Below are 24577 nucleotides of genomic sequence, written 5' to 3'. Positions count from 1 at the left end.
ATGGATGAGAAACAACGCTACGACGCAGGCATGCAGGTGCGCCGCGCGGTGCTTGGCGATGCGCACGTGGACCGCAGCCTGGAGAAGCTCAACGACTTCAATGGCGAGTTCCAGGAGATGATCACCCGCCATGCCTGGGGTGATATCTGGACTCGCCCCGGCCTGCCGCGTCACACCCGCAGCCTGATCACCATCGCCATGCTGATCGGCATGAACCGCAACGACGAGCTCAAGCTGCACCTGCGGGCCGCTGCCAACAACGGCGTGACCCGTGACGAGATCAAGGAAGTGCTGATGCAGAGCGCGATCTACTGCGGCATCCCGGCGGCCAACGCCACCTTCCACCTGGCGGAATCGGTGTGGGATGAGCTGGGCGTCGAGTCGCGCTCTTAAGCCTCACGGGCTCTTGGTAGGAGCGGCCTTGCGTCGCGAAAGGGGCGCGCAGCGGCCCCGGATATGTGCGGCGACGCTGAAATCGAGGGGCCGCTGCGCAGCCCTTTCGCGACGCAAGGCCGCTCCTACGACGACCGCAGGGCCACTGGGCCGGCATTGGCCTCTACGGCTTGCTTGAGCGCTGGGCACAACCCCAGCATGAATGCCGCTTCCGCCACCATGAACAGGGGCCCGATGATCAGCCCGCTGATATCGTCGACGAACGCCGGCTTGCGGCCTTCGTAATAGTGGCCGACGAACTGGATGATCCAGCCCACCACGAACGCCCCCAGCCCCGCACCGAGCCACAGCCCGGTGCTTTGTACCGCCAGTACCTGGCCAAGCCACAGGCACAGACCCAGCAGCAGCCCCATGACCAGCCCGAAGCGCAGGTCCAGGCGCAGGTAGAACCACACCGAAACCGCCGCCGCGAGCAGGGCAGGGGATAGCCAGATACCGGCAACGTCCCAGCCTGGGCGCGACAGCAGGATGGTCACGGCTAGCACGATCAGTGGGATGCCGACGAAATGAGTAGCGATGTTGCGTGGGTCGCGGTGGTAGTTGGCGTATTGGCTCAGGTGTTCGACGAGGTTTTTCATTGTTGTGCCTCCCTGGTTTGCCGGTACAGGCCCCCATATAGCTCAGGATAGCCCGCACGCACCATCTTCATCATTTCAGCGAATGGCGGCACTGCGCAGGGGCGCATCCAGCCCCACCAGCGTCTCGATCATGGCCCGCGCCGCCGGCGACAAGCGATAGCCGCTGCGGCTGACCACGCCACAGCGCACGCTGAGCACTTCCAGTGCCGGCGGCAGGTTGCGCCAGTGCAGGCGCACCAGGCGCCCGGCGGCCAGGTCTTCGGCAACGGCTTCCTCGCTGGCGGTGCCGATTGCATCACTGGCCTGCACCACGCTGCGCAACACCGCCAGGTGCTCGGTCTGCAGGTGTGGGGTGAAGTCGCTGCGCCCGCTCAGGTTGGCCAGGCGCTTGCGCACGCCAGGTGCAAGCAGGGCGCTGGCCAGCGGGTAGGTGAACAGGTCGTTGGTCGACAGGCTGTCCTTGGCCAGCAAGGGGTGGCCGGGGCGGCAGAAAAACAGGCCGGGCCGTGGCGACAGTGGCTCGGTATGGAAGTTGGGGTCGGCCTCGAAGGGGCGGATGTCGTCAACGAAAAACTCGATCTGCTCACGGCGCAGTGCCTGGCCAAGGCGTTCGGCATTGTCCACCAGCAACGCGGTGCGGATCCCAGGGTGGATGTCGATGAAGTGGCGCAAGGCTTCGGGGACCAGGCGCACGGCCAGTGCCGGGCCGCTGCCAAAGTGCAACTCTCCGGCATCGAGCTTGGTCATCTGCAGCACTTCGTTGCTCAGTTGCGCGGCACCTTGTACCAGGCGGCGGGCGTGCTGCAGTACCACCAAGCCTTCAGGGGTGGGCGGCAGCGCTTTGCTGGCACGGTCGACCAAGGGGCAGCCGAAGGTTTGTTCCAGGCCCTGGATGGCGCGGCTGAAGGCAGGCTGGGTGATGCCCATGGCCTCGGCGGCGCGGACGAAACTGCGGTACTCGTTGAGTGCAATGAAATAGCGCAGTTGACGAAGGTCCATGGTGAGGCTCTAGGGCGGGGAACAGACGTCGATTTAAGCGGTTACCGCATATGTCGTCAAAGATGGTTTATTTCGTTAGTTATTCTTTTTTGTTATTTAAACCCTCGTCACGGGTTTGACTGCGACGAGGGTGGCCAGATCACAGCAGATTCAACGGGTAACTCACAATCAGTCGGTTCTCATCGAACGCATTGGTGCTGAAATCCCGGCGCATGGTGGAGTTGCGCCATTTCACCGACAGGTCCTTGAACGACCCCGACTGCACCACGTAGGCCAGTTCGGTCTCCCGTGCCCATTCCTTGCCATCGTCGACGCCACCCGCCGTCACGTTGTCACCCTTGATATAGCGGTTCATCAAGGTCAGCCCCGGTACCCCGACGGTGGCGAAGTTGAAGTCATGGCGCACCTGCCAGGAACGCTCCTTGGCATTGTCGAAGCTGGCGTTGTAGCTGTCGTTGGCCAAGGTGCCGCCGCTGGTGCCGTTGACCCGCAGCCAGGCGTCATCGCCACTGACCTTTTGCAGGCCGACGTAGAAGGTATGGCCTTGGTAGCGTGCCGAAAGCAGTGCCGAGGCGGTGCGGTTATCCAGTTCCCCAGCGCGCTCGGCGCCGTCTTCCTTGCCGATGAAGTAGCCGAGGTTGGCGCCCAGGGTCCAGTCGCCCAGTGGCTGGCTGTGTACCAGGTTGAGGTACTGCTGGCGGTAGATGTCCTTGAGTTGGGCATCCCACAGCCCAATCATCGTGCGCTTGTCGTTGAAGGTGTATTCACCGCCGCCGAAGTTGAAGCGGTCCGAGGTGAAGGCTGCACGGCCATTGAGCGACATGTCTTCCATGCTGGCGTCGTTGCGTGGGCTGTTGCCGCGGAACTGGCCGGCGTACAGGGTCAGGCCGTCGATTTCCTTGGAGGTGAGCTGGCCGCCGCGGAAGGTCTGTGGCAGCGAGCGGCCATCGTCCGAACGCAGGATCGGCAGCACTGGCATCCATTCGCCGACCTTCAGTTCGGTCTGCGAGAGCTTGGCTTTCAGGGCCACGCCCAGGCGGCCGAAATCGTCTGCGGGACGGCCGTCATCGTGCACCGGCAACAGGTGGGTGTTGGTGGTGCCTCTGCCGCCATCGAGCTTGACCGAGTACATGCCCAACACATCCACGCCGAAACCCACGGTGCCCTGGGTGAAGCCGGAGCGGGCATCGAGGATGAAGCTCTGGGTCCATTCCTCGGCCTTGCTCTGGGGGTGGGCTGGGTCGACGAAGTTGCGGTTGATGTAGAAGTTGCGCAGGTTGAGGGTGGCCTTGGCGTCTTCCATGAAGCCGCCGTCCGCAGCAAACGCGGGGAGGGTGCAGGACATGGCCAACAGGCCGGGCAGCAGCTGGCGTGCGGTATGCGAAGTGCTCATCTGTCGTGGATCTCTTGTTTTTATGGGCGAGCCGTTGCGCTGCAGGATGCGGCCTGCAGGTGCGGGTCTTTGATGAACGTGGGCAACGTTGCGTGAGCGGATGGTGCGGGGAAGGGAAGGGGCGAGGCAATTCGTCGCAGACGGTATGGGGCGATAATCGAACGGAATGTTCCAGGTGGTTAATTGTTTGCCTGCGCAGGCAAGCGACAACAAAAAGCCCACCGCGAGGGTGGGCTTGATGTTGCTACCAGGGCATTCAGCCTTTCGGTGTTGCCACCGAAGCCTGCTGATTGGCCTGCCCGGTCTGCTCGTACCAGCCGCCGCCGAGCGCCTTGTACAGGTTGACCTCGCTGGTCAGCTGCGACAGGCGATCACCGATCAGTGCCTGCTGGGCGCTGAACAGGTTACGTTGGGCGTCGAGGAAGGTCAGGTTGCTGTCGATACCGATACGGTAGCGACGCTCGGCCAGGCGGTAGTAGTCCTGGTTGGCCTGCACCAGGTCACGCTGGGCCTGCAACTGCTCTTCGAAGGTCTTGCGCGCCGCCAGGCCATCGGAGACTTCCTGGAAGGCGGTCTGGATGGTCTTCTCGTACTTGGCGACGTTGATGTCCTTCTGGATCTTCGAGTAGTCCAGGCTGGCCTTCAGGCTGCCGGCGTTGAAGATCGGCAGGTTGATCTGCGGCTGGAACAACCAGGTGCCCGAACCGCCTTTGAACAGGCCGTCCATGTCGGTACTCAAGGTGCCGGCGTTGGCGGTCAGGCTGATGCTCGGGAAGAACGCTGCACGGGCCGCGCCGATGTTGGCGTTGGCGGCCTTGAGCAGGTGCTCGGCTTCCTGGATGTCCGGGCGACGCTGAAGGATGTCCGACGGCAGGCCGGCCGGTACTTCGGCCAGCTGGTCGGCGTTCAGCTCCAGCGGCTGGGGCAGGTTGGCCGGTACGCCGGTACCCAGCAGCACAGTCAGGCTGTTGAGGTCCTGGGCAACCAGGCGCTGGTACTGCGAGTACTTGACCCGCGCGCCTTCCACGGCGGTGCGTGCCTGGCTGAGGTCGAGCGCCGAGGCGACACCGACTTCATTGCTGCGACGGGTCAGGTTGTAGCTTTCCTGGTAGGTCTTCAGGGTGTCTTCGGTCAGCTTGAACAACGCCTGATCCGCCTGCCAGGTGTAGTAGGCGTTGGCCACGCTGGCCACCAGGGCGATCTGCGTGGAGCGCCGTGCCTGTTCACTGGACAGGTAGGTTTCCAGCGCTTGCTCGCTAAGGCTGCGCACACGGCCGAAAAGGTCCAGCTCATAGGCACTGACGCCGAGAGTGGCCGAGTACTGGCTGGTGATACCGGCTTGGCCGGTCTGCGACATGTCTGCCGGTACCCGCTGGCGGCTGCCGCTGCCAGTGGCCGAAACCGCCGGGAACAGGTCGGCCCGCTGGATGCGGTACTGCGCGCGGTAGGCGTCGATGTTCAGCGCCGCGACACGCAGGTCGCGGTTGTTCACCAGCGAGGTCTGAATCAGCTGCTGCAGCGCCGGGTCGTGGAAGAACTGGCGCCAGCCCTGTTCGGCGGCAGCAACGTCTGCCGATTGGGTCGGCGAATACGCAGGGCCTTGCGGCCACTGCGCTGCCACCGGCGCTTCCGGGGTCTGGTAATCAGGGATCAGCGAGCAACCGCCAAGAATGAAAGCGGTTACCGCCAGGGACAACAAAGACTTGGTCATTGCCCAGCCTCATAACGTGGAGTTTCAGGGGTGTCGTCTTTTTTCGGCTCTTTGCTGCCAAACATCGACGACACTGCGACGAAGAATAGCGGTACCCAGAAGATTGCCAGCACGGTCGCACTGATCATGCCGCCGATCACGCCGGTGCCGATCGCATGCTGGCTGCCGGCGCCTGCGCCGCTGGCGATGGTCAACGGTACCACGCCGAGGATGAACGCCAGCGAGGTCATGATGATCGGGCGCAGACGCATGCGGCACGCCTCGATCGCAGCGTCGTACAGGCTGCGGCCCTGCTCGTGCAGCTCTTTGGCGAACTCGACGATCAGGATCGCGTTCTTCGCCGCCAGGCCGATGGTGGTCAACAGGCCGACCAGGAAGTACACGTCGTTGGACAAACCGCGCAGGCTGGCGGCGATCAGGGCACCGATGATACCCAGCGGTACCACCAGCACGACCGCGATCGGGATCGACCAGCTTTCGTACAACGCTGCCAGGCACAGGAACACGAACAGAATCGAGAGGGCGAACAGTGCCGGCATCTGCGAGCCGGAGAGTTTTTCCTCGTAGGACATGCCCGTCCAGGAGAAGCCGATACCGTCCGGCAGCTCGCCAGCGATGCGTTCCACTTCAGCCATGGCCTCACCGGTACTGTAGCCCGGCGCTGGCGCACCAAGGATTTCCATCGCCTCGACGCCGTTGTAACGGGACAGCTTCGGCGAGCCGTAGGTCCATTCGCCCTTGGCGAAGGAAGAGAACGGCACCATCTCGCCCTTACCGTTGCGTACGTACCACTTCTGCAGGTCTTCCGGGCTCATCCGGGCATTGGGTTCACCCTGGATGTACACCTTCTTGACCCGGCCACGGTCGATGAAGTCGTTGACGTAGCTGGCACCCAAGGCAATCGACAGGGTGTTGTTGATGTCGGCGATGGTCACGCCCAGGGCGCTGGCACGTTCGTCATCAATGGTCAGCTGGTACTGCGGTTCATCGTTCAGGCCGTTAGGGCGCACGGCACTGAGTATCTTGCTCTGTGCAGCCTTGGCCAGGAACTGGTTGCGTGCTTCCATGAGTTTTGCATGGCCGACGCCGCCGCGGTCCTGGAGGAACACGTCGAAGCCGGTGGCGTTACCCAGTTCGAGTACCGCAGGCGGGGCGAATGCGAACACCATCGCATCGCGGAAGGTGAAGAAGTGCTGCTGCGCACGCTGGGCCAGGGCGAACACACTGTTCTCCTGGGAGCGCTCGCCCCACGGCTTGAGCATGATGAACGCCATGCCCGAGCTTTGGCCGCGGCCGGCAAAGTTGAAGCCGTTGACGGTGAACACCGACGAAACGGTATCGGCTTCGTCCTTGAGCAGGTATTCACGCATCTGGTCGACCACCACCTGGGTGCGTTCAGCACTGGAGCCTGCCGGGGTCTGCACCTGGGCAAACAACACGCCTTGGTCTTCTTCAGGCAGGAACGCCGTCGGGATGCGGGTGAACAGCCAGATCATGCCAACCACGATCAGTGCATAGCCCAGCAGGAAGGGCACCTTGTTGCGCAGGATGGTGCCCACGCTGCGCTCGTAGCCGTTTACGCTGCGGTCGAAGTTGCGGTTGAACCAGCCGAAGAAACCACCTTTGGCTGTGTGGTGCTCGCCCTTCTTCAGCGGCTTGAGCATGGTTGCGCACAGTGCCGGGGTAAAGACCAGCGCCACCAGCACCGACAGGCCCATGGCCGAGACGATGGTGATGGAGAACTGGCGGTAGATCACCCCAGTGGAACCGCCGAAGAAGGCCATGGGCAGCAGTACCGCCGACAGCACCAGGGCGATACCCACCAGGGCACCCTGGATCTGCTCCATGGAACGCTTGGTGGCTTCCTTGGGTGGCAAGCCCTCCTCGGACATCACCCGCTCGACGTTCTCCACCACGACGATGGCGTCGTCCACCAGCAAGCCGATGGCCAGGACCATGGCGAACATGGTCAGGGTGTTGATGCTGAAGCCCGCAGCGGCAAGGATGCCGAAGGTACCCAGCAACACCACCGGTACGGTCATGGTGGTGATGATGGTAGCGCGGAAGTTCTGCAGGAACAGGTACATCACCAGGAACACCAGGACCACGGCTTCGATCAGGGTGTGGATCACCCCACTGATCGATTCGGTGACCACTGGCGTGGTGTCGTACGGGAACACGGCCTTCACGCCCGGCGGGAAGAACGGCTCGAGGTCGCTGATGGTCTGGCGCAGCGCCTTGGCAGTGTCCAGGGCGTTGGCGCCGGTGGCCAGCTTGACCGCCAGGCCCGAAGCCGGTTTGCCGTTGAACTGGGCACTGACCGCGTAGTTCTCGCCGCCCAGGCCAACCTCGGCGACATCACCCAGGCGTACCTGGGAACCGTCGTTGTTGACCTTGAGCAGGATCTTTTCGAACTGCTCGGCGGTCTGCAGACGGGTCTTGCCGATGATGGTGGCGTTCAGCTGGGTACCCGGCAGGGCAGGCAAGCCGCCGAGCTGGCCGGACGATACCTGCACGTTCTGCGCAGCGACCGCAGTCTTCACGTCGACCGGGGTCAGCTGGAACTTGTTCAGCTTGGCCGGATCGAGCCAGATACGCATGGCGTACTGGGCACCGAACACCTGGAAGTCACCCACGCCGGCGGTCCGCGAAACCGGGTCCTGCATGTTCGAGACGATGTAGTTGGCCAAGTCGTCCTTGGTCATGCTGCCATCTTCGGACACCAGGCCGATCACCAACAGGAAGTTTTTCACTGCCTTGGTGACACGGATACCCTGTTGCTGCACTTCCTGCGGCAACAGCGGGGTGGCCAGGTTCAGCTTGTTCTGAACCTGAACCTGCGCGGTGTCGGCGTTGGTGCCTTGCTCGAAGGTAGCGGTGATGGTCATGCTGCCGTCGGAGTTACTTTCCGAAGACACATAACGCAGGTTGTCGATACCGTTGAGCTGCTGCTCGATGACCTGCACCACGGTGTCCTGCACCGTCTGCGCCGAGGCGCCCGGGTAGGTCACGGCGATGGCGATGGCCGGTGGCGCGATGCTTGGGTACTGGTTGATCGGCAACTTCAGGATCGACAGGGCCCCGACCAGCATGATCACCAAGGCGATCACCCAGGCGAAGATCGGGCGATCGATAAAGAACTTCGACATGGTTTACTCCGCTTTGGCGTCTGCTTTCGCCGCGTTGGCCTGATCAGGGCTGGCCGGCTTGTTGACGTTGGTGGCTTCGCTGACCTTGACCTCGACGCCCGGACGCACGTATTGCAGCCCTTCGGTGATCAGGCGATCGCCCGGGTTCAGGCCTTCCTCGATCAGCCAGTCACTGCCCAGGGTACGGCTGGCCTTGAGCTGGCGCAGTTCGACCTTGTTTTCCTGGTTGACTACCAGTGCGGTCGGCGCGCCCTTGAGGTCGCGGGTCACGCCCTGCTGTGGGGCCAGGATGGCGTTGGCGTTGACCCCGGCGCGCAGGCGGGCATGCACGAACATGCCTGGCAGCAGGGTGTGGTCTGGGTTCGGGAAGATCGCACGCAGGGTCACCGAGCCTGTGGTCTCGTCGACCGAGACTTCGGAGAACTCCAGGCGGCCTTGCTGCTTGAACAGGCTGCCGTCTTCGAGCACCAGTTGCACCGAGGCGGCGTTTTCGCCGGCCTTTTGCAACTGGCCGCTTTCCAGGTCACGGCGCAGCTTGAGCAGCTCGGCGGTGGACTGGGTGACGTCGACGTAGACCGGGTCGAGTTGCTGGATGGTGGCCATGGCGTTGGTCTGACCATTGCTCACCAGCGCGCCTTCGGTAAACGCGGAACGGCCGATACGGCCGCTGATCGGTGCCAGGACTTTGGTGTAGCGCAGGTCGATCTGGGCACTCTTGAGTGCAGCCTCTGCCTGCAATCGTTTGGCATTGGCGTCGTCGTATTCCTGCTTGGACACAGCCTGTTCATCGATCAGCTGCTTGTAGCGCTCGGCCAGCGAGCGGGTGGCCTGCAGGTTGGCCTGGGCATTGGCCAGGTTGGCCTCGTAGACGGCAGGGTCGATCTGATACAGCTGCTGGCCTTCCTTGACGTCGCTGCCTTCCTTGAAGAGGCGCTTGAGAATGATGCCATTGACCTGTGGTCGCACTTCGGCAACCCGGTAGGCACTGGTGCGCCCCGGCAATTCCGAGGTCAGGGTGAAGGCTTGCGGCTGAATGGTCACGACGCCGACCTGAGGAGCCTGCGCGGCAGGCGCTGCTTCTTCTTTCTTGCAGCCACTGAGCAGAGTTGCCAGGGCGACGGCGGAAACCAGAGCGGTAACGGCTGGCTTGAATTGCATGAGGATCCTCGGGGCGCTGGAGCAGGAGACGCTCAAGAGTAATGGAAGAGTCTGATTCAGAAAAATGCTATCCGGTGGATAAATAGCTTGCTAAGGAATATACTTACATTCATGGTTGTTTGTAAATACCGCTGCGCAGTACTTGGTGACTGCCGCAGCTCTTGATTAGCCCATTCGGGAGACGCCCTGCAGAGGCGACCCCGGCGGTTTCCCCGAGCGCGCCGTGCGCTCGGGCCCAGATGAGGTTGTACTGCCATGGTCCGTAGAACCAAAGAAGAAGCCCAGGAAACCCGCGCCCAGATCATCGAGGCGGCGGAGAAGGCCTTCTACAAGCGCGGGGTTGCGCGAACCACCTTGGCCGACATCGCCGAACTGGCGGGCGTCACCCGAGGTGCGATCTACTGGCACTTCAACAACAAGGCCGAACTGGTGCAGGCGTTGCTCGACAGCCTGCATGAAGCCCATGACCACCTTGCACGCGCGAGTGAAAGCGAGGACGAACTGGACCCGCTGGGTTGCATGCGCAAGCTGCTGCTGCAAGTGTTCAACGAGCTGGTGCTCGATGCCCGAACCCGGCGTATCAATGAAATTCTGCATCACAAGTGCGAGTTCACCGATGACATGTGTGAAATTCGCCAGCAGCGCCAGAGCACGGTGCTGGATTGCCACAAGGGCATTGCCCTGGCGCTTGCCAATGCCGCGCGCCGGGGCCAGTTGCCTGTCGAGCTGGATGTCGAGCGCGCGGCGGTGGCCATGTTTGCCTATGTCGATGGCCTGATCGGGCGCTGGTTATTGCTGCCGGACAGTTTCGACCTGCTGCGTGATGTCGAAAAATGGGTCGACACCGGGCTGGATATGCTGCGCTTGAGCCCAGCGCTGCGCAAATGACACTTTGTTAAGGATTGTGAGGGAGTGTTGCCCCATTGTATTAACGGGGCATTAAAGGCGGGGTCGCTTGCGGCCCTGCTTTATTAGTGCCCGCGCAATTGCCGGTCCGGCAACGCCAGCGCCGCCACCAACCCCAGCAGTGCAACCACACCACTGCCCATCAACAAATGCTTGAACGTCTCCAGTAACCTTGCCTGGGTCAGTGGGTCGGCCTCGCCTGCCTTCAGGCTGCCCAGCAAGGGGTTGCCCAGCAGCTCGAACCCACCCTGGTGCAGCAACGCCAGCAGCAGGCTGGACATGCACGCCACCCCCATGGCCCCCCCAAGCGAGCGGAACAGGTTGGTGGTGCTGGTGGCCACGCCAATGTCCTTGCTGGCCACCGCGCTTTGCGTGCCCACCAGCGACGTCGGAAACTGCAGCCCGCAGGCAATGCCGGTCAGCAACATGAACACGGCGCTGAGCAGCGACGACTGCGGCGGTGTCATGGCCATGGCGAAGATGGCCACCGGCATCAGCAGCGCGCCGGTGAGTATCTGCGGTTTGTAGCGCCCGGTGAGGCTGGTCATGCGGCCGCCGGTGAAGGCCCCCATCGGCAGGCCCATGGCCAGTGGCAGCAGGTGCAATGCCGCGCTGTCGGCACCTGCACCGGTGATGCCCTGGTAGCGCAAGGGCATGAGCATGGTCAGGGAAATCGACTGGAAACTGGCGAAAAATATCACCCCCCAGCACAGCACGGCGACGCGGTTGCCGAACAGGTCGAGGGGCAGCAGCGGCTCCGGGCAGCGCCGTTCATGGCCAATGAAAAGCGCCAGGCCAAGCACCGCGCAGGCGAACAGCGCCAGTACGGATGGCGCTGCCCAGGCGTGGCCCTGGCCGACCAGGGTAATGCCCAGCAGCAGGCTACCCAGGCCAACAATCAGCAACACGGCGCCGAGGTAATCGACCTGGGCCTCGCGGCGCTTGACCGGCATGTCGCGCAGTGCCCGATGGATCGCCCACAACGCGACCATTCCCAGTGGCAGGTTGATCCAGAACACCCAGCGCCAGGACAGGTACTCGGTCAGCCAGCCGCCGAGCACCGGCCCGGCGACGCTGGCCACTGCGTACATGCTGCTGAAATAGCCCTGGTAACGGCCACGTTCGCGCGGTGGCACGAAGTCGCCGATGATCGCCTGGCTGACCGACACCATGCCCCCAGCACCGACCCCTTGCAGCACACGGGCCAGCACCAGTTGCTGCATGTCCTGGGCGAGGGCGCAGGCAATCGACGCCAGGGTGAACAGCGTGATGCCGGTAAGGATCATCCGCCGCCGGCCATACAGGTCACCCAGTTTGCCGTAGATCGGCACCGCCACCGTCATCGCTACCATGTACCCGGAGATCACCCAGGCCAGCAGGCCGACATCGTTGAATTGTGCGGAAATGGCCGGCAGCGAGACGGCGACAATGGTCTGGTCCAACGCGCCGAGGAAGATGGCCAGCATCAGAGCGGTGAGCACGTTGCGCAAGACGGTCGGGGGCAGGGCGGCAGTCACGAAATTACCTTAGGCATGGCAATGAGGCCGATGAAGTGTAACCTGACTTAGGTAGCTTCCTATGTACTATCTGCATCCCCTATGCAAGATCGGCATTGGCGCATTCATCCAGTGAGGCATGGCCGCGTGATATCGTGGCTGGACCGCAGGGGCTGTGATCCGTGGCCTGCACCAGCTTGGTGCAGCTAATTGCCGCAGGGTTTTCGTGTCGCTGTATCCCATACCTTTTATTCCTCTGCCTGCATGTCGAGCATGACCGCCCGGTTGGCGACGGTTGGAACAGGTCAGGTAGACCCGATTCAGGGGTTGGTAGCAACCGTTCAATTTCACGTTATTGCGGAGTGATCATGCCCAGGGCTTCCCACCAAGATTTGCGTTTTGCCTTCCGCGAGCTGCTCGCTTCAGGTTCCTGTTACCACACAGCGTCCGTGTTCGACCCGATGTCGGCGCGCATTGCCGCTGACCTGGGTTTCGAAGTCGGTATTCTTGGTGGTTCGGTGGCTTCGCTGCAGGTGCTGGCCGCACCGGATTTTGCCTTGATCACGCTCAGCGAGTTCGTCGAACAGGCCACACGCATTGGCCGTGTGGCGCAACTGCCGGTGCTGGCCGATGCCGACCACGGCTACGGCAACGCGCTGAATGTCATGCGCACGGTCATCGAACTGGAGCGTGCCGGCGTTGCGGCACTGACCATCGAAGATACGCTGCTGCCGGCCCAGTTCGGGCGCAAGTCCACCGATTTGATTCCAGTCGATGAAGGCGTCGGCAAGATTCGCGCGGCGCTTGAAGCACGGGTCGATTCGTCGCTGTCGATCATCGCCCGCACCAACGCCGGCGTGCTGAGCACCGAAGAAATCATCGTGCGCACCCAGAGCTATCAGAAAGCCGGTGCCGACGGGATCTGCATGGTGGGGGTGAAGGATTTCGAGCAGCTCGAGCAGATTGCCGAGCACCTGACCGTGCCGTTGATGCTGGTGACCTACGCCAACCCCAACCTGCGTGATGACGAACGCCTGGCACGCCTGGGCGTGCGCATCGTGGTCGATGGCCATGCGGCGTACTTTGCTGCCATCAAGGCCACCTACGACTGCCTGCGCCTGCAGCGCGGCCAGCAGAACAGGTCCGAGAACCTCAACGCCACCGAACTCTCGCACACCTACACCCAGCCCGAGGATTACATCCGCTGGGCCAAGGAATACATGAGCGTCGAGGAGTGACCGGCAGGGCGCCGTCAGCTCAACGGACGGCGCTCAAGGTTGCGCTTTGCGGCACGCAGTGCGCGTGCTGACAATTGGCTGCCGAGCTGGGTTGGTCGCGGAGCAGTTCGACCCGCCAGCAGGCTGAGCCGTAAAGCCCGGCAACGGCAAACAGCGCCATCACCACTGCGAACCTTCTTGTCTTGATGCCCATGGTGCTCACCTCCTGTTACCGCGCCAGGTGATACCGGTAAGCGTAGGCCAATTCGCGGCGCCATGGGCTTACATCAGGTGCTTGTCCCATTCCGGCTCGTCCCGGAACCGCTGTGCGAGAAAGTCCAGCATGCTGCGCAAGGTCGCCGGCATGTGCTTGCGCGAGGTATACACCGCATTCAGGTTGAGCTCGCGCGGCCGTGCCTCGGGCAGCAGGCGCACCAGTGCGCCCGAGCGCAGCGCAGCGGCAGCCTGGTAGGTTGGCAGCATGGCAATGCCCGCACCGGCCAGTGCCGCCTTTTGCAACGTCATGGCCTCATTGGCACTGATGTTGCCCTCGACCGGGACGGCAATGGCGTGGCCCTGCACCTCGAAATGCCAGAGGCTGTGGCCGAAGTAGGCATGGGTCAGGCAATTGTGCCCGCTCAGTTCCTCAACCCGCTGCGGCGTCCCATGTTCGCGCAGGTAGCCCGGTGCCGCGCACACCACCGAGCGGCACACGGTCAGGCGCCGGGCGATCAGGTTCGGGTCCAGGTCGTTGCTGGTGCGGATGGCCAGGTCGATGCGCTCATCCACCAAGTTGACCGTGCGATCGAGCATCTGCAGTTCAACCTTCACCCCGGGATAGCGCCGAACATACGCGGCCACGGCATCCACCAGTTGCGCTTGGCCGAATGACGTACTGACGCTGATGCGCAGCGCGCCGCGGGGCGCGTCGTCCGGTTGGCGTACGGCAACCTGCAGGTCGCCGGCAAGTTCCAGCAGTTGGCGGCAGCGGGGCAGTGTCTCCTGGCCAGCGGCGGTCAGGCTCAGCTTGCGCGTGGTGCGCTGCATCAGCCGCGCTCCGACCCACTCCTCGAGTTCTGCCAGGTAGCGTGAAACCACTGGCCGCGACAGCTGCAGGTGATCCGCTGCCGCAGACTGGCTGCCCAGGTCGACAACAGTGACAAAAACGCGCATGGCGTTGAGACGGTCCATGATTTGCCCGATTTTAGAAACAAACTATGTTCGAGCATCGCATTTTTTGTCATGGATTTGGCAACTAAGCTGTTGACCATTCTTCTACAGACGGACCGTTGCGATGTCGCTATTCACTCCCTTGCGTGGCCTGTTATTGGCCTGTGTTGCGTTGACCGGCCCGGCCCTGGCTGCCGAGCCGCTGCAGCTGGAGGTCTACAACCCTGGGCACGAGGCCATTTTCCCAGTCAGTTCGGTGATTGTCAGCGGCGCCCACGATGCCATCCTGGTCGACGCCCAGTTCGGCAAGGCGCAGGCTGAACAGGTGGTCGAGCGGTTGCGTGCCGGCGGCAAGCGGCTGACCACCATCTACATCAGCCATGGCGACCCGGACTACTACTTCGGCCTCGACACGCTGACCCAGGCGTTCCCCGCCGCCAAGGTGGTCGCCTCGGCGCCCACGGTTGCGCACATTCGCCAGACCATGGACGCAAAGCTGGCCTACTGGGGCCCGCAAATGGGCGCGGACAAACCGGCGCGGCTGGTCGTGCCACAGGTCCTGGCGGGCGATCGCCTGACCCTGGAAGGCCAGACGCTCGAGGTGGTCGGCCTGGACGGGCCGCAGCCTGATCGCAGTTTTGTCTGGATTCCGTCGATCAAGGCAGTCGTCGGCGGCGTGGTGGTTGCGGAGCATATCCACGTGTGGATGGCCGATACCCAGTCGGCCCAGTCGCATGCCGACTGGCTGGGCACGCTCAAGCACATCAAGCAGCTGGCGCCGCGCACCGTTGTGCCTGGGCATTACCTGGGCCAGAGCAGCCGTTCGCTCGCCGCTGTGCGCTTCACGGCCAATTATGTTGAGGCGTTCGATGCCGAAGCCGCCAAGGCGAAAGATGCCGCTACGTTGATCGCGGCGATGAAAAAACGCTACCCGGGCCTGGCTGACGAGAGCTCGCTGGAGCTCGGTGCCAAGGTCGCCAAGGGCGAGATGAAGTGGTAATTCCGTTCAATTGATGGAGTGTTTCCCATGAGCAAGATCGCAATCATTGGTGCCACCGGCCGAGCCGGCAGCCAGTTGCTGGAAGAAGCCCTGCGCCGTGGCCACAGTGTCGTGGCCATTGCCCGCGACCCGTCGCGGCTGCAGGGGCGTGATGGGGTGACGGTCAAGGCGCTGGACGTCAAGGACAGTGCGGCGCTACAAGCGGCTGTCGCCGGTGTGGACGCGGTGTTGAGCGCTGCGCACTTTGCAACTATCGACGCGCACGCGATCATCGAGCCGGTCAAGCGCGCCGGGGTCAGGCGCCTGCTGGTGGTGGGCGGGGCCGGCAGCCTGCTGCTGCCTTCCGGGCACAGGGTGATCGACAGCCCGGACTTCCCCGAGGCCTACAAAGCCGAGGCGAGTGCCGGCGTGCGTTTTCTCGAGGTGCTGCGCCAGGAGCAGAATCTGGACTGGACGTTCCTGTCGCCGTCGGCGGAGTTTGTCGAGGGCGAGCGGAGCGGGCACTACACGCTGGGCAAGGATCATCTGCTGATCGGTGCCGACGGCAAGAGCTGGATCACCTTTGCCGACTATGCGATTGCCATGCTCGATGAGCTGGAAAAGCCGGCGCATTCGCGGGCGCGGTTTACCGTCGGGTACTGAGCCACAGCACGGCCTCGTGTAGGAGCGGCCTTGCGTCGCGAAAGGGTCGCGGAGCGGCCCCCTACGTTCTTACAGGCGCCCAAAAACCCAGGGGCGCTCCGCGACCCTTTCGCGACGCAAGGCCGCTCCTACAAGGGATCGCGGTTGGCGCGCGCCTGCAGCCAGTCCATCAGCTCGACCAGGCCGGCGGGCAGGTGCTTGGCCTGGCTGACCAGGTAATAGCCTTTGCCGGTCGTCACCTTCAAGCCAAAAGGCATGCACAGCCGTCCGCCGTGCAGGTCATCGCCGATCAGCGACCAATCGCCAATGGCCACCCCGGTGCCCTGCGATGCCATGGCCATTGCCATGTCCAAGGTCTCGAAGTGCTGTTTCGGCCCTTGAGCAGCAAACGTCGCGCCAGCTGCCTGCAGCCATAGCCGCCAGTCGTGCTCGTCACGCGAGGGGTGCAGGAGCATGTGGCGCATCAGGTCGTCGATCTGCGCCAGCGGCAAGGCGCCTTCCAGCAGTGAAGGCGCGCAGACAGGTGTCAGCTGCTCGTCGAACAATTTGCGAACCTGCAGGCCATGGTTCGGCAGGCTGCCGTACACCACCGCCGCATCGAAGCCTTCGCGGCGGAAGTCCACGCCATGCTGCACCGTGGTGGTCAGCTCTACCGGTACGTCGGGGCGCAGCGCCTGCCATTCCATCAGGCGTGGCAGCAGCCAACGCATGACGCAGGTCGGCGCCTTGAGCTGCAAGGTGGCGCGATGCCCACCCACTTCACGCACGCCTTGTTCGACCAGCGCAAACACCTGCTGCACCCGCGGCAACCAGTCCTGGCCTTCACGCGTCAGGCTCAGGCCGCGGGCCTGGCGCTGGAACAGGGCGTAACCGAGGTGCGCTTCTAGTGCGCCGATCTGCCGGCTGACGGCGCCTTGAGTGATGTGCAACTGCTGCCCCGCACGGGTGAAGTTGCAGTGCTGGGCTGTGACCAGGAAGGTGTACAGGGCGGGCAGGGGCGGTAGCCGTTTCATTGCATTAAGCCATGACGTGGAGACATGGCTAGTATGTGTTTTTTTGCATTGTGGCGATAGCGTTGGCTTGGGTCCAATACGGGCAGATTCCAACAAGACTCAAGGTAAAAACACATGGCAACCTGCGGCGAAGTACTGGTCAAACTCCTTGAAGGCTATGGTGTGGACCATGTCTTCGGCATTCCAGGCGTGCATACCGTCGAGCTCTATCGCGGCCTGGCGGCTTCTTCCATTCGTCATATCACCCCGCGCCACGAGCAAGGCGCCGGGTTCATGGCCGACGGATATGCCCGGACCCGGGGCAAACCAGGGGTGTGCTTCATCATCACCGGCCCTGGGATGACCAACATCACCACCGCCATGGGCCAAGCCTATGCCGATTCGATCCCGATGCTGGTGATTTCCAGCGTGCAATCGCGCGATCAACTGGGCGGCGGCCGCGGCAAGCTGCACGAGTTGCCGAACCAGGCTGCATTGGTGTCGGGCGTGGCAGCCTTCTCGCAGACCCTGATGAGCGCCAACGACCTGCCACAGGTACTGGCCCGCGCCTTTGCCGTGTTCGAGGGCGCCCGCCCGCGCCCTGTGCATATCGAGATCCCACTGGACGTGCTGGTCGAGCCAGCCGATCACTTGCTGCCAGGCCGCCCGGTGCGCAGCAGCCGCGCAGGTGCCGCCCCCCAGGCCGTAGCGTTGATGGCCGAGCGCCTGGCCAAGGCCAAGCGCCCGCTGATTCTGGCGGGTGGTGGTGCGTTGAGCGCTGGCGCCCCCTTGGCCCGCCTGGCAGAGCTGCTGCAGGCACCGGTAGCATTGACGATCAATGCCAAGGGGTTGCTGGCGTCCGATCACCCGTTGCAAATCGGCTCCACCCAGTCGCTGCCGGCCACGCGGGCGCTGGTGGCCGAGGCGGACGTGGTGCTGGCCATCGGTACCGAACTTGCCGAAACCGACTATGACGTGACCTTCAAGGGCGGCTTCGAGATCCCGGGCAGTCTGCTGCGGATCGACATCGACCCGGACCAGACAGTGCGCAACTACCTGCCCGAGCTGGCGTTGGTCGCCGATGCCGAACTGGCTGCCGAGGCGCTGTGCGCGGCCTTGCAGGGGCAGCCGCTGCCAGCGCGTGACGGTGGCTGGGGGCAGCCGCGCGTGCAGCAGCTGCGCCAGGCCCTGGCGAGCGGCTGGGACCAGCCGACCCTGAGCCAGACCCGCCTGCTGAGCAGTATCCTCGAGCGCCTGCCCAACGCCATTCTGGTCGGCGATTCGACCCAGCCGGTGTACTCCGGCAACCTCACGCTGGACATGGACCAGCCGCGCCGTTGGTTCAATGCCTCGACCGGTTACGGCACACTGGGCTATGCATTGCCAGCGGCGATGGGCGCCTGGCTGGGCAGCGCCGCGCAAATCGCCGAGCGTGCGCCGTCGGTTTGCCTGATCGGCGATGGTGGCTTGCAGTTCACCCTGCCGGAGCTGGCCAGTGCGGTGGAGGCCCAGGTACCGCTGATCGTGCTGTTGTGGAACAACCAAGGGTACGAGGAAATCAAGAAGTACATGGTCAATCGCGACATCGAACCGGTCGGCGTGGATATCCATACCCCAGACTTCATCGGCGTGGCACGGGCCTTGGGCGCCGAAGCGGAGCATGTGGTTGATGTCGCGCAGTTGCAGGCGGCGTTGGGGCGTGCGGTGGAGCGCAAGGGGCCGACCTTGATTCAGGTTGACCAGAATCAGTGGCAGGCGGCGGTGGTCGCGTAAAAAGCTGCCGGCCTGTACCGACCCCTTCGCCGGTACAGGCCGTGCACAACTTACCCGGCCGGGGCCCGCAACCGTGCCACATCGCGAATCGGCGGCGCGCCGTACAGCCTGCTGTATTCGCGGCTGAACTGCGACGGGCTTTCATACCCGACCCGATAGCCCGCCACTGCGGCTTCAAGCCCGTCATTGAGCATCAACCGCCGTGCCTCTTGCAGGCGCAATTGCTTTTGGTACTGCAGTGGGCTCATGGACGTCACGGCCTTGAACCGATGGTGCAAGGTCGAGGTGCTGAGGTTGACCTCCCGGGCCAGGTCCTCGATGCGCAACGGCTGCTGGAAGTTCTGGTTGAGCCAGGTAATGGCCTGGCAGACTCGGTGGGTCTGGCTGTTGGCCAAGGCGATCTCATACAGCCGATAGCCCTGCGGGCCACGCAGCAGGCGGTAGAGAATTTCTCGGCGGAACAGCGGCGCCAGCATGGCAATGTCCCGTGGCGAATCCAGCAGGCGGATCAGCCGCAGCAGCGCGTCAAGCAACTGTGCGTCGGTCCTCTCCACATACAGCCCACGGCCGGACGGCAGGTTGGGCACCAACATCGGCCCACTTTCGGCGATCAGTTGGCTGATTTCGGCTGGGTCAAGATCCAGTCGCAAGCCCAGGCTGGGGTTTTCGGGGCTGGCATCGAGTTTGGCCGCGCTGATCGGCAAGGTCACCGACACCACCATGTAGTGCAGCGGGTCATAGGCGTACTGCTCGTCACCGAGGAACAGGCTTTTGCTGCCCTGTGCCAGGATGCACAACGCCGGCAACGCCAAGGTAGGCATGGCGCGGATGTTTTCCGTGTAGCGCACCAGATACAGGTCGTCGATGGCCGACACCGTGCCTTGGGGCTCGCCGGCATGGCGGCGGATCAGCTCGGCCAGCTCCTGGCGTTGCACTTCCAGGGACGGCTCGATGGGCGTGGCGGTGGTCATGATGGTTTCCTCTACTGACTGACGCAGCATAGGTTTGGGCAATGGCGGGCGCTAGTCGAAAGCTGCACGGCGATTGCCTGATCCTGCCGTGCTGCAGGATCAGGCAATCGCCGTGCAGTAATAGCCTAACGCGTCGCGCGCGCCAGCCTCTAACCTTGGCAGCCTGGTTTTTCGTCCGCCTGCTTCAAGGAGATCGTGCAATGACCCAACGACAACCGGTCACCCACTTGGCTTTCATTCGTGCCAGCAGCGGACGTTCGGCAGAGCTGGGCGCGCGCCTGCGCGATCTGCTCGAGCCTTCTTTGCGTACACCGGGTTGCCTTAGCTTCACGGTCCAGCGCTCGCAGGCCGACGCCGACCTTTGGCTGCTCAGCGGCAGCTGGCGCGACCAGCAGGCGATGAGCGGCTACTTCGCGTCACCGACCCTGGAGGTGTTCGGTGAGCTGGTGCAGGCTCAGGTGGTCAGCAGCCTGGATTTGCATACCTTCGATTGATCGCTGGTGTGTGCAGGTTAGAATGCCGCCCTCGATCAATGGCGCGGAGCGCAGCATGGCACGTAGAGAATTCCCGCAGTTCGAAGCGGTTTCGGCGATGGTCCCGGTGGAAGGGGGTGGCTACAACGCGGCCATTGCGGTGAAAGCGCTTGGCATGGGCGGCGCCCCGCGCTTTCACAAGGTACTGGACGGCCAGGTGTTCAAGGGCGCCATGGCGGCCGACGAGGCCGCCTGCGCCGAACTCGAACGCCTGCAGGGCGTCAGTGATGAGGGCGAGCTGATCTGGTGATCAGTTGCCCGCCTGCGGCCTGGCCATCTTGAACAGGTTGCCCAGTTCGAAGTAATCCGCCGGGCCGCCACCACGCAAGATCGGCTCGGCGGCAGCGGTATCGTAGATGCCGTCCTTGAGCAGGTGCTCGGCAATGTGCACCGCCACCACTTCACCCAGGATCAGCCAGCTGGGCACCAGCGCCTGGTCCGCCCGCTGCAGCTGGACGATCTGGCTGACCTTGCACTCGAACGCCACCGGCGTTTCGCCTACGCGGGGCACCTGCACCACACGCGACGGTGCTGGCGTCAGGCCGCTCAACGCGAACTCATCGATGTCTGACGCTACCGCCGCACAGCTCTGGTTCATCGCCTCGGCCAAAGGCCGGGTCGCCAGGTTCCAGACAAACTCGCCGGTCTGCTCGATGTTGTTCAGGCTGTCTTTGCGCCCGACACTGCAGAAACCGATGATCGGCGGGATGTAGTTGAAGGCGTTGAAAAAACTGTAGGGCGCCAGGTTCAGGCGGCCTTCGCGGTCGTGGGACGAGATCCAGCCAATGGGGCGGGGGCCGACGATGGCGTTGAAGGGGTCGTGGGGCAGGCCGTGGCCTTTGGCAGGTTCGTAGTAATACATCGGTGCTGGGCTTGCTTGCCCTACCTCTTGGGGACGAAGGCCTCTAGTGTGCCAAGCCTGTGCCCGCCTGAAAATGATCAAGCCCGGCCGAAGCCGGGCTGGGTACGCGCATCAGGGGTCAGCTGATGCGGTGAGCGTTGGTGCGATCGAAGCCGTCTTCGGCGAAGCGCTGGCCGCCGGTGCGGTCGAAGCCATCTTCAGCGAAGCGTTGGGCGCCAGTGCGGTCGTAGCCGTCCTCGGCGAAGCGTTGGCCGCCGGTGCGGTCGAAGCCGTCTTCGGTGAAGCGTTGGCCGCCGGTGCGGTCAAAACCGTCTTCGGCGTAAGTGGCGGCTTGGGTTTGCACCGCTGCGAAGGTATGGGCATTGGTACGATCGAAGCCGTCTTCGGCGAAGGCGCCAGCAGCGAAAACCGAAAGGGCCAGGGTGAGGATCAGTTTGTTTTTCATGGTCGTTGCTCCAGGGTGGCGAGGGGTTGTTGTTTCTATGGGTTTAATCCTACGCTTATAAAATTGATTAAAAAGCGCAAAAAATAGCGTCTAAATATCGTTTTAATCGATTGGTTAGCCCGTGCTGACGGTGAATCAGGCGGTGGGCCTGAGGTGTATTGTCTGGGCGCGGATCATCGCTTCGTCAGCCCTTGCAGAATGACGGCGTGAAATTAATGGGGCGTTAAGATCGAAAATCAGTCTTTATGGCCACCTATTACCAGCGGCGTGAACCCCGTCAGGCGCTTGGGATGTCCTGAGTATTGATGCGATAACGTGTGCTGCGCCCTCCACCTGGCAGGCGGGTCAGGCAAGCCTTGTCGAGCAGGTCGGTGAGGTGACGGGTTGCGGTGGCCTTGGAGACTTTCGCCACGGCCTGGTACTGCGCGGCATTGATACCGTCTTCGAAGCCGCGTGGGCCTCCATCGAGCAGCCTGTTAAGTACCTTGACCTGTTCGGGCAACAGGCCGTCCGCGCGGTGTGTTTGCCAGAACCTGGCTTTGCTGAGTATCCGGTCGATATTCAGCAAAGCCTGTTCGAGACTGCGTAGCAGGGTTTCGAGAAACCAGGTCAGCCAGCGGGTGATATCAAGGTCGCCTTTCTGACTGCTCTCCAATATCTGGTAATAGCCAGTCCGGTCTTCGAGGATGCTTGCAGACATGGCATAGAAACGAATCGCCTGCCGCTCTGCCTGAGCCAGCGCCAAGTCGGTGATGGCCCGGGTCAGGCGGCCATTGCCATCGTCGAAAGGGTGCAGCGTGACGAACCAGAAATGCGCGATGCCTGCACGTAACAGCGGGTCCAGGTTGGTTGCTTGGCGGCTGCTGGCAAACCAGTCGAGAAAAGCATCGACCTGTCCTTCCAGGCTATCACGGGGCGGTGCCTGGAAATGTACCGTGGGCTTGTCGAGGCGTCCTGAAATCACCTGCATCGGTGCCTCGGCACGCAGCTGGCCCACCCGTATCGCTTTGCTCAGGCTTTCTTCCACCGCAGGGAACAACCAGTGATGCCAGGTGAACAGACGCTGCAAGGTCAGCGGCTGGTCGTACCCTTGCGTCGCATCCAGCATCAGTTGCGCGAGCCCTTCGCTGCGGACAGTGGTCGGGCCTTGTTCATGGATGCCCAAGCGTCGTGCGAGCGAGGAGCGCACGGAACCCACGTTCAACTGTTCACCCTCGATCGCCGACGAAGTGACAATGTTCTGCAGGAGGGTATCCAGGATGTTCTGGCACTCACTGAGCGCGTCGATGGAGCCGATCTTGCCCAGTAAGCGTCCTTGCCTGTCGACGCAACCGCGTAGCAAGGCCCCGATTGGCTCGCTTTGCCATTGGAAATGGGGCCAGTCGGGTTGCTGCCAGATCCACATTGGGCTGTTCATGATCGTTTCACTCCACCCGTGAGCCGAATGAGCTGTCTATTCGGCTCATTATGTGAGCCGAATAATAGCGCTATTCGGCTCACGTACGGTGACCCACCGCAAAAAAGGGGCGCCCCCATGAAGGAGCGCCCCTGTTCAAGACCCGCGGACCTGAATCAGTCAGTGGTGATCCGCGAATGCTGCTTGGTGTCTTTCATGGTGGCATACACCAGCAGCGAGCAGGCGATGCAGCCGGTGACGTACCAGTAGAAGCCGGTTTCCATGCCGTTGCTCTTGAACCACAGGGCCACGTATTCGGCGGTGCCGCCGAAGATCGATACGGTCAGGGCGTACGGCAGGCCAACGCCCAGGGCGCGGATCTCGGTCGGGAACAACTCGGCTTTGACCACTGCGTTGATCGAGGTGTAGCCGCTGACGATGATCAGCGCAGCCATGATCAGGAAGAACGCGCCCCACCAGCTTTGCACGGTGTGCAGGGTGCTGAGGATCGGCACGGTGAACAGGGTGCCGAGCACACCGAAGGCGATCAGGATCGGGCGTCGGCCGATCTTGTCGGACAAGCCGCCGACCAGCGGTTGCAGGCACATGAACAGGAACAGCGTGGCGGCCGAGATGGTGGTCGAGTCGGTGATGCTCATGCCCACCGTGTTGACCAGGTACTTCTGCATGTAAGTGGTGTAGGTGTAGAAGGCCAGAGTGCCGCCCATGGTCAGGCCGACCACGGTCATCAGCTCTTTGGGATGACGCATCAGGGTGCGCATCAGGCTTTCCTTGGCCTTCTCCTTCTTGGTGAAGGAGGTGGTCTCTTCCATGCCGCGACGCAGGTACAGCGCAACCACCGCGCACAGCGCGCCGATCACGAAGGGCACACGCCAGCCCCAGGCATACAGCTGCTCGGTAGTCAGCGTCTGCTGCAGGATGATCAGCACCGCCAGGGCGATGAGCTGGCCAGAGATCAGGGTCACGTACTGGAAGCTGGAGAAGAAGCCACGGCGTTCCTTGCTGGCCATCTCGCTGAGGTAGGTGGCCGAGGTGCCGTACTCACCGCCCACCGACAGGCCCTGCAGCAAGCGCGCAAGCACCAGCAGAATTGGGGCGGCGACGCCGATGGTTTCATAGCCAGGGGTCAGGGCAATGACCAGGGAGCCTGCGCACATCAGCAGCACCGAGGCCATCAGTGCGGCCTTGCGGCCTTTGCGGTCGGCGTACAGGCCCATCAGCCAGCCACCGATCGGGCGCATGAGGAAGCCCACGGCGAAGATCGCGGCGGTGTTGAGCAGTTGTGCAGTGGTGTCGCCGGCAGGGAAGAACGCTTTGGCGAAGTACAGCGAGAATGCGGCGTAGACGTACCAGTCGTACCATTCGACCATGTTGCCGATGGACCCGCTGAAGATCGACTTCAGGCGGCTGGCGGTGGTTTTTTCTGCGGTCGGCGCAATGGCCGCCCCGGTGGGCAGGGAGGTGGCGTTATCCATCAGGGATACCTTCTCGTTGTTTTTGTGGAGCGCGCCGGAGCGCTGCTTGCCACGGTGATTGCAGAAGGTGTGCCAAATGGGTGCGAAGTGATTCATTTGCGGGCACGCATGGCACCCAGCCCGCCTACCAAGGCCTGGCAAGGCGCCCGTGCAGGAGCGGCCTTGCGTCGCGAAGGGCTGCAGCGCAGCCCCAAACGAGCCGCCATAAGCAAATATCCGCTTACCCCGCTCATCAGA

At 63.0% G+C, this 24577-nt stretch carries 23 protein-coding genes; 8 read left to right on the top strand and 15 right to left on the bottom strand.

Annotation, left to right across the window (positions count from 1 at the left end):
• Positions 1–393 (top strand): 4-carboxymuconolactone decarboxylase, encoded by a 393-nt coding sequence (gene pcaC / locus LJX93_RS21675; protein ID WP_047583944.1) that lies wholly within the window; start codon positions 1–3, stop codon positions 391–393.
• Positions 394–518: 125 nt separating this feature from the next.
• Here pcaC and LJX93_RS21670 read toward each other — a convergent pair whose 3' ends face one another.
• The 6 genes from LJX93_RS21670 to ttgA form a co-directional block, all read right to left on the bottom strand.
• On the bottom strand, positions 519–1031 hold the full coding sequence (locus LJX93_RS21670) for a DUF962 domain-containing protein (RefSeq protein ID WP_227696409.1): 513 nt from the start codon (positions 1029–1031) through the stop codon (positions 519–521).
• Positions 1032–1106: 75 nt separating this feature from the next.
• A complete protein-coding gene (locus LJX93_RS21665; protein ID WP_227696408.1) occupies positions 1107–2030 on the bottom strand; it encodes a LysR family transcriptional regulator in 924 nt (307 codons plus the stop codon).
• A 139-nt stretch (positions 2031–2169) separates the two neighbouring features.
• Positions 2170–3423 carry an OprD family porin gene (locus tag LJX93_RS21660; RefSeq protein WP_033702756.1) on the bottom strand — a complete coding sequence of 418 codons (1254 nt, stop codon included), beginning with the start codon at positions 3421–3423 and terminating at the stop codon, positions 2170–2172.
• Between the two features lie 256 nt (positions 3424–3679).
• The gene (locus tag LJX93_RS21655) at positions 3680–5134 is read right to left on the bottom strand and encodes an AdeC/AdeK/OprM family multidrug efflux complex outer membrane factor (protein ID WP_033702755.1); all 1455 of its coding nucleotides are present in this window, start codon (positions 5132–5134) and stop codon (positions 3680–3682) included.
• Positions 5131–8283, bottom strand: a complete 3153-nt coding sequence (gene ttgB, locus LJX93_RS21650) for a multidrug efflux RND transporter permease subunit TtgB (protein ID WP_033702754.1) — start codon at positions 8281–8283, stop codon at positions 5131–5133. The genes LJX93_RS21655 and ttgB overlap by 4 nt, the downstream gene beginning before the upstream one ends.
• A 3-nt stretch (positions 8284–8286) precedes the next feature.
• Positions 8287–9441 carry a toluene efflux RND transporter periplasmic adaptor subunit TtgA gene (gene ttgA, locus LJX93_RS21645; RefSeq protein ID WP_033702753.1) on the bottom strand — a complete coding sequence of 385 codons (1155 nt, stop codon included), beginning with the start codon at positions 9439–9441 and terminating at the stop codon, positions 8287–8289.
• 255 nt (positions 9442–9696) lie between these two features.
• On the opposite strand from ttgA, the gene ttgR reads away from it, so the two are divergent.
• Positions 9697–10329 (top strand): efflux transport transcriptional regulator TtgR, encoded by a 633-nt coding sequence (ttgR, locus tag LJX93_RS21640; protein WP_033702752.1) that lies wholly within the window; start codon positions 9697–9699, stop codon positions 10327–10329.
• Between the two features lie 83 nt (positions 10330–10412).
• Here the strand turns inward: ttgR and LJX93_RS21635 are convergent, their stop codons facing one another.
• Positions 10413–11864, bottom strand: a complete 1452-nt coding sequence (locus LJX93_RS21635; protein ID WP_033702751.1) for an MDR family MFS transporter — start codon at positions 11862–11864, stop codon at positions 10413–10415.
• 347 nt (positions 11865–12211) lie between these two features.
• On the opposite strand from LJX93_RS21635, the gene LJX93_RS21630 reads away from it, so the two are divergent.
• Entirely contained in the window at positions 12212–13081 is an 870-nt protein-coding gene (locus tag LJX93_RS21630; protein ID WP_033702750.1) for an isocitrate lyase/PEP mutase family protein, read from the top strand.
• A 19-nt stretch (positions 13082–13100) separates the two neighbouring features.
• On the opposite strand, the gene LJX93_RS21625 is transcribed toward LJX93_RS21630, so the two are convergent.
• Together LJX93_RS21625 and LJX93_RS21620 are read right to left on the bottom strand one after the other, a co-directional pair.
• On the bottom strand, positions 13101–13274 hold the full coding sequence (locus LJX93_RS21625; RefSeq protein WP_167334470.1) for a hypothetical protein: 174 nt from the start codon (positions 13272–13274) through the stop codon (positions 13101–13103).
• A 68-nt stretch (positions 13275–13342) separates the two neighbouring features.
• Entirely contained in the window at positions 13343–14251 is a 909-nt protein-coding gene (locus LJX93_RS21620; RefSeq protein WP_033702749.1) for a LysR family transcriptional regulator, read from the bottom strand.
• 103 nt (positions 14252–14354) lie between these two features.
• On the opposite strand from LJX93_RS21620, the gene LJX93_RS21615 reads away from it, so the two are divergent.
• Complete coding sequence (locus LJX93_RS21615) at positions 14355–15230, top strand: MBL fold metallo-hydrolase (protein ID WP_227696407.1); 876 nt, start codon at positions 14355–14357, stop codon at positions 15228–15230.
• 27 nt (positions 15231–15257) lie between these two features.
• The gene (locus LJX93_RS21610; protein WP_033702747.1) at positions 15258–15872 is read left to right on the top strand and encodes an NAD(P)-dependent oxidoreductase; all 615 of its coding nucleotides are present in this window, start codon (positions 15258–15260) and stop codon (positions 15870–15872) included.
• A 128-nt stretch (positions 15873–16000) separates the two neighbouring features.
• Here LJX93_RS21610 and LJX93_RS21605 read toward each other — a convergent pair whose 3' ends face one another.
• Positions 16001–16885: a LysR substrate-binding domain-containing protein gene (locus LJX93_RS21605; RefSeq protein ID WP_033702746.1), complete on the bottom strand. Its 885-nt coding sequence runs from the start codon at positions 16883–16885 to the stop codon at positions 16001–16003.
• A gap of 114 nt (positions 16886–16999) precedes the next feature.
• Here LJX93_RS21605 and LJX93_RS21600 point away from each other — a divergent pair, with 114 nt between their 5' ends.
• The gene (locus tag LJX93_RS21600) at positions 17000–18637 is read left to right on the top strand and encodes a 5-guanidino-2-oxopentanoate decarboxylase (RefSeq protein ID WP_033702745.1); all 1638 of its coding nucleotides are present in this window, start codon (positions 17000–17002) and stop codon (positions 18635–18637) included.
• A gap of 50 nt (positions 18638–18687) precedes the next feature.
• Here LJX93_RS21600 and LJX93_RS21595 read toward each other — a convergent pair whose 3' ends face one another.
• Positions 18688–19608, bottom strand: coding sequence for an AraC family transcriptional regulator (locus LJX93_RS21595; protein WP_033702744.1), 921 nt, complete (start codon positions 19606–19608; stop codon positions 18688–18690).
• Between the two features lie 200 nt (positions 19609–19808).
• On the opposite strand from LJX93_RS21595, the gene LJX93_RS21590 reads away from it, so the two are divergent.
• Both LJX93_RS21590 and LJX93_RS21585 read left to right on the top strand, forming a co-directional pair.
• Positions 19809–20102: a putative quinol monooxygenase gene (locus LJX93_RS21590; RefSeq protein WP_033702743.1), complete on the top strand. Its 294-nt coding sequence runs from the start codon at positions 19809–19811 to the stop codon at positions 20100–20102.
• 22 nt (positions 20103–20124) lie between these two features.
• Positions 20125–20391 carry a hypothetical protein gene (locus tag LJX93_RS21585; RefSeq protein ID WP_033702742.1) on the top strand — a complete coding sequence of 89 codons (267 nt, stop codon included), beginning with the start codon at positions 20125–20127 and terminating at the stop codon, positions 20389–20391.
• Here the strand turns inward: LJX93_RS21585 and LJX93_RS21580 are convergent, their stop codons facing one another.
• The 4 genes from LJX93_RS21580 to LJX93_RS21565 all read right to left on the bottom strand — a co-directional run bounded on the left by LJX93_RS21580 (position 20392) and on the right by LJX93_RS21565 (position 24340).
• On the bottom strand, positions 20392–21003 hold the full coding sequence (locus LJX93_RS21580) for a flavin reductase family protein (protein WP_156310238.1): 612 nt from the start codon (positions 21001–21003) through the stop codon (positions 20392–20394).
• Positions 21004–21121: 118 nt separating this feature from the next.
• Positions 21122–21448 carry a hypothetical protein gene (locus tag LJX93_RS21575; RefSeq protein WP_047583608.1) on the bottom strand — a complete coding sequence of 109 codons (327 nt, stop codon included), beginning with the start codon at positions 21446–21448 and terminating at the stop codon, positions 21122–21124.
• Between the two features lie 277 nt (positions 21449–21725).
• Positions 21726–22865, bottom strand: coding sequence for a Fic family protein (locus LJX93_RS21570; protein WP_033702739.1), 1140 nt, complete (start codon positions 22863–22865; stop codon positions 21726–21728).
• Between the two features lie 155 nt (positions 22866–23020).
• A complete protein-coding gene (locus LJX93_RS21565; RefSeq protein ID WP_033702996.1) occupies positions 23021–24340 on the bottom strand; it encodes an MFS transporter in 1320 nt (439 codons plus the stop codon).
• Positions 24341–24577: the final 237 nt, after the last annotated feature.

It is taken from the genome of Pseudomonas sp. HN2-3 (assembly GCF_020691745.1).
Classification (GTDB): domain Bacteria; phylum Pseudomonadota; class Gammaproteobacteria; order Pseudomonadales; family Pseudomonadaceae; genus Aquipseudomonas; species Aquipseudomonas capeferrum.
Note: the sequence above shows the minus strand (reverse complement) of the source record. Positions and strands in the feature narration are given on the sequence as shown.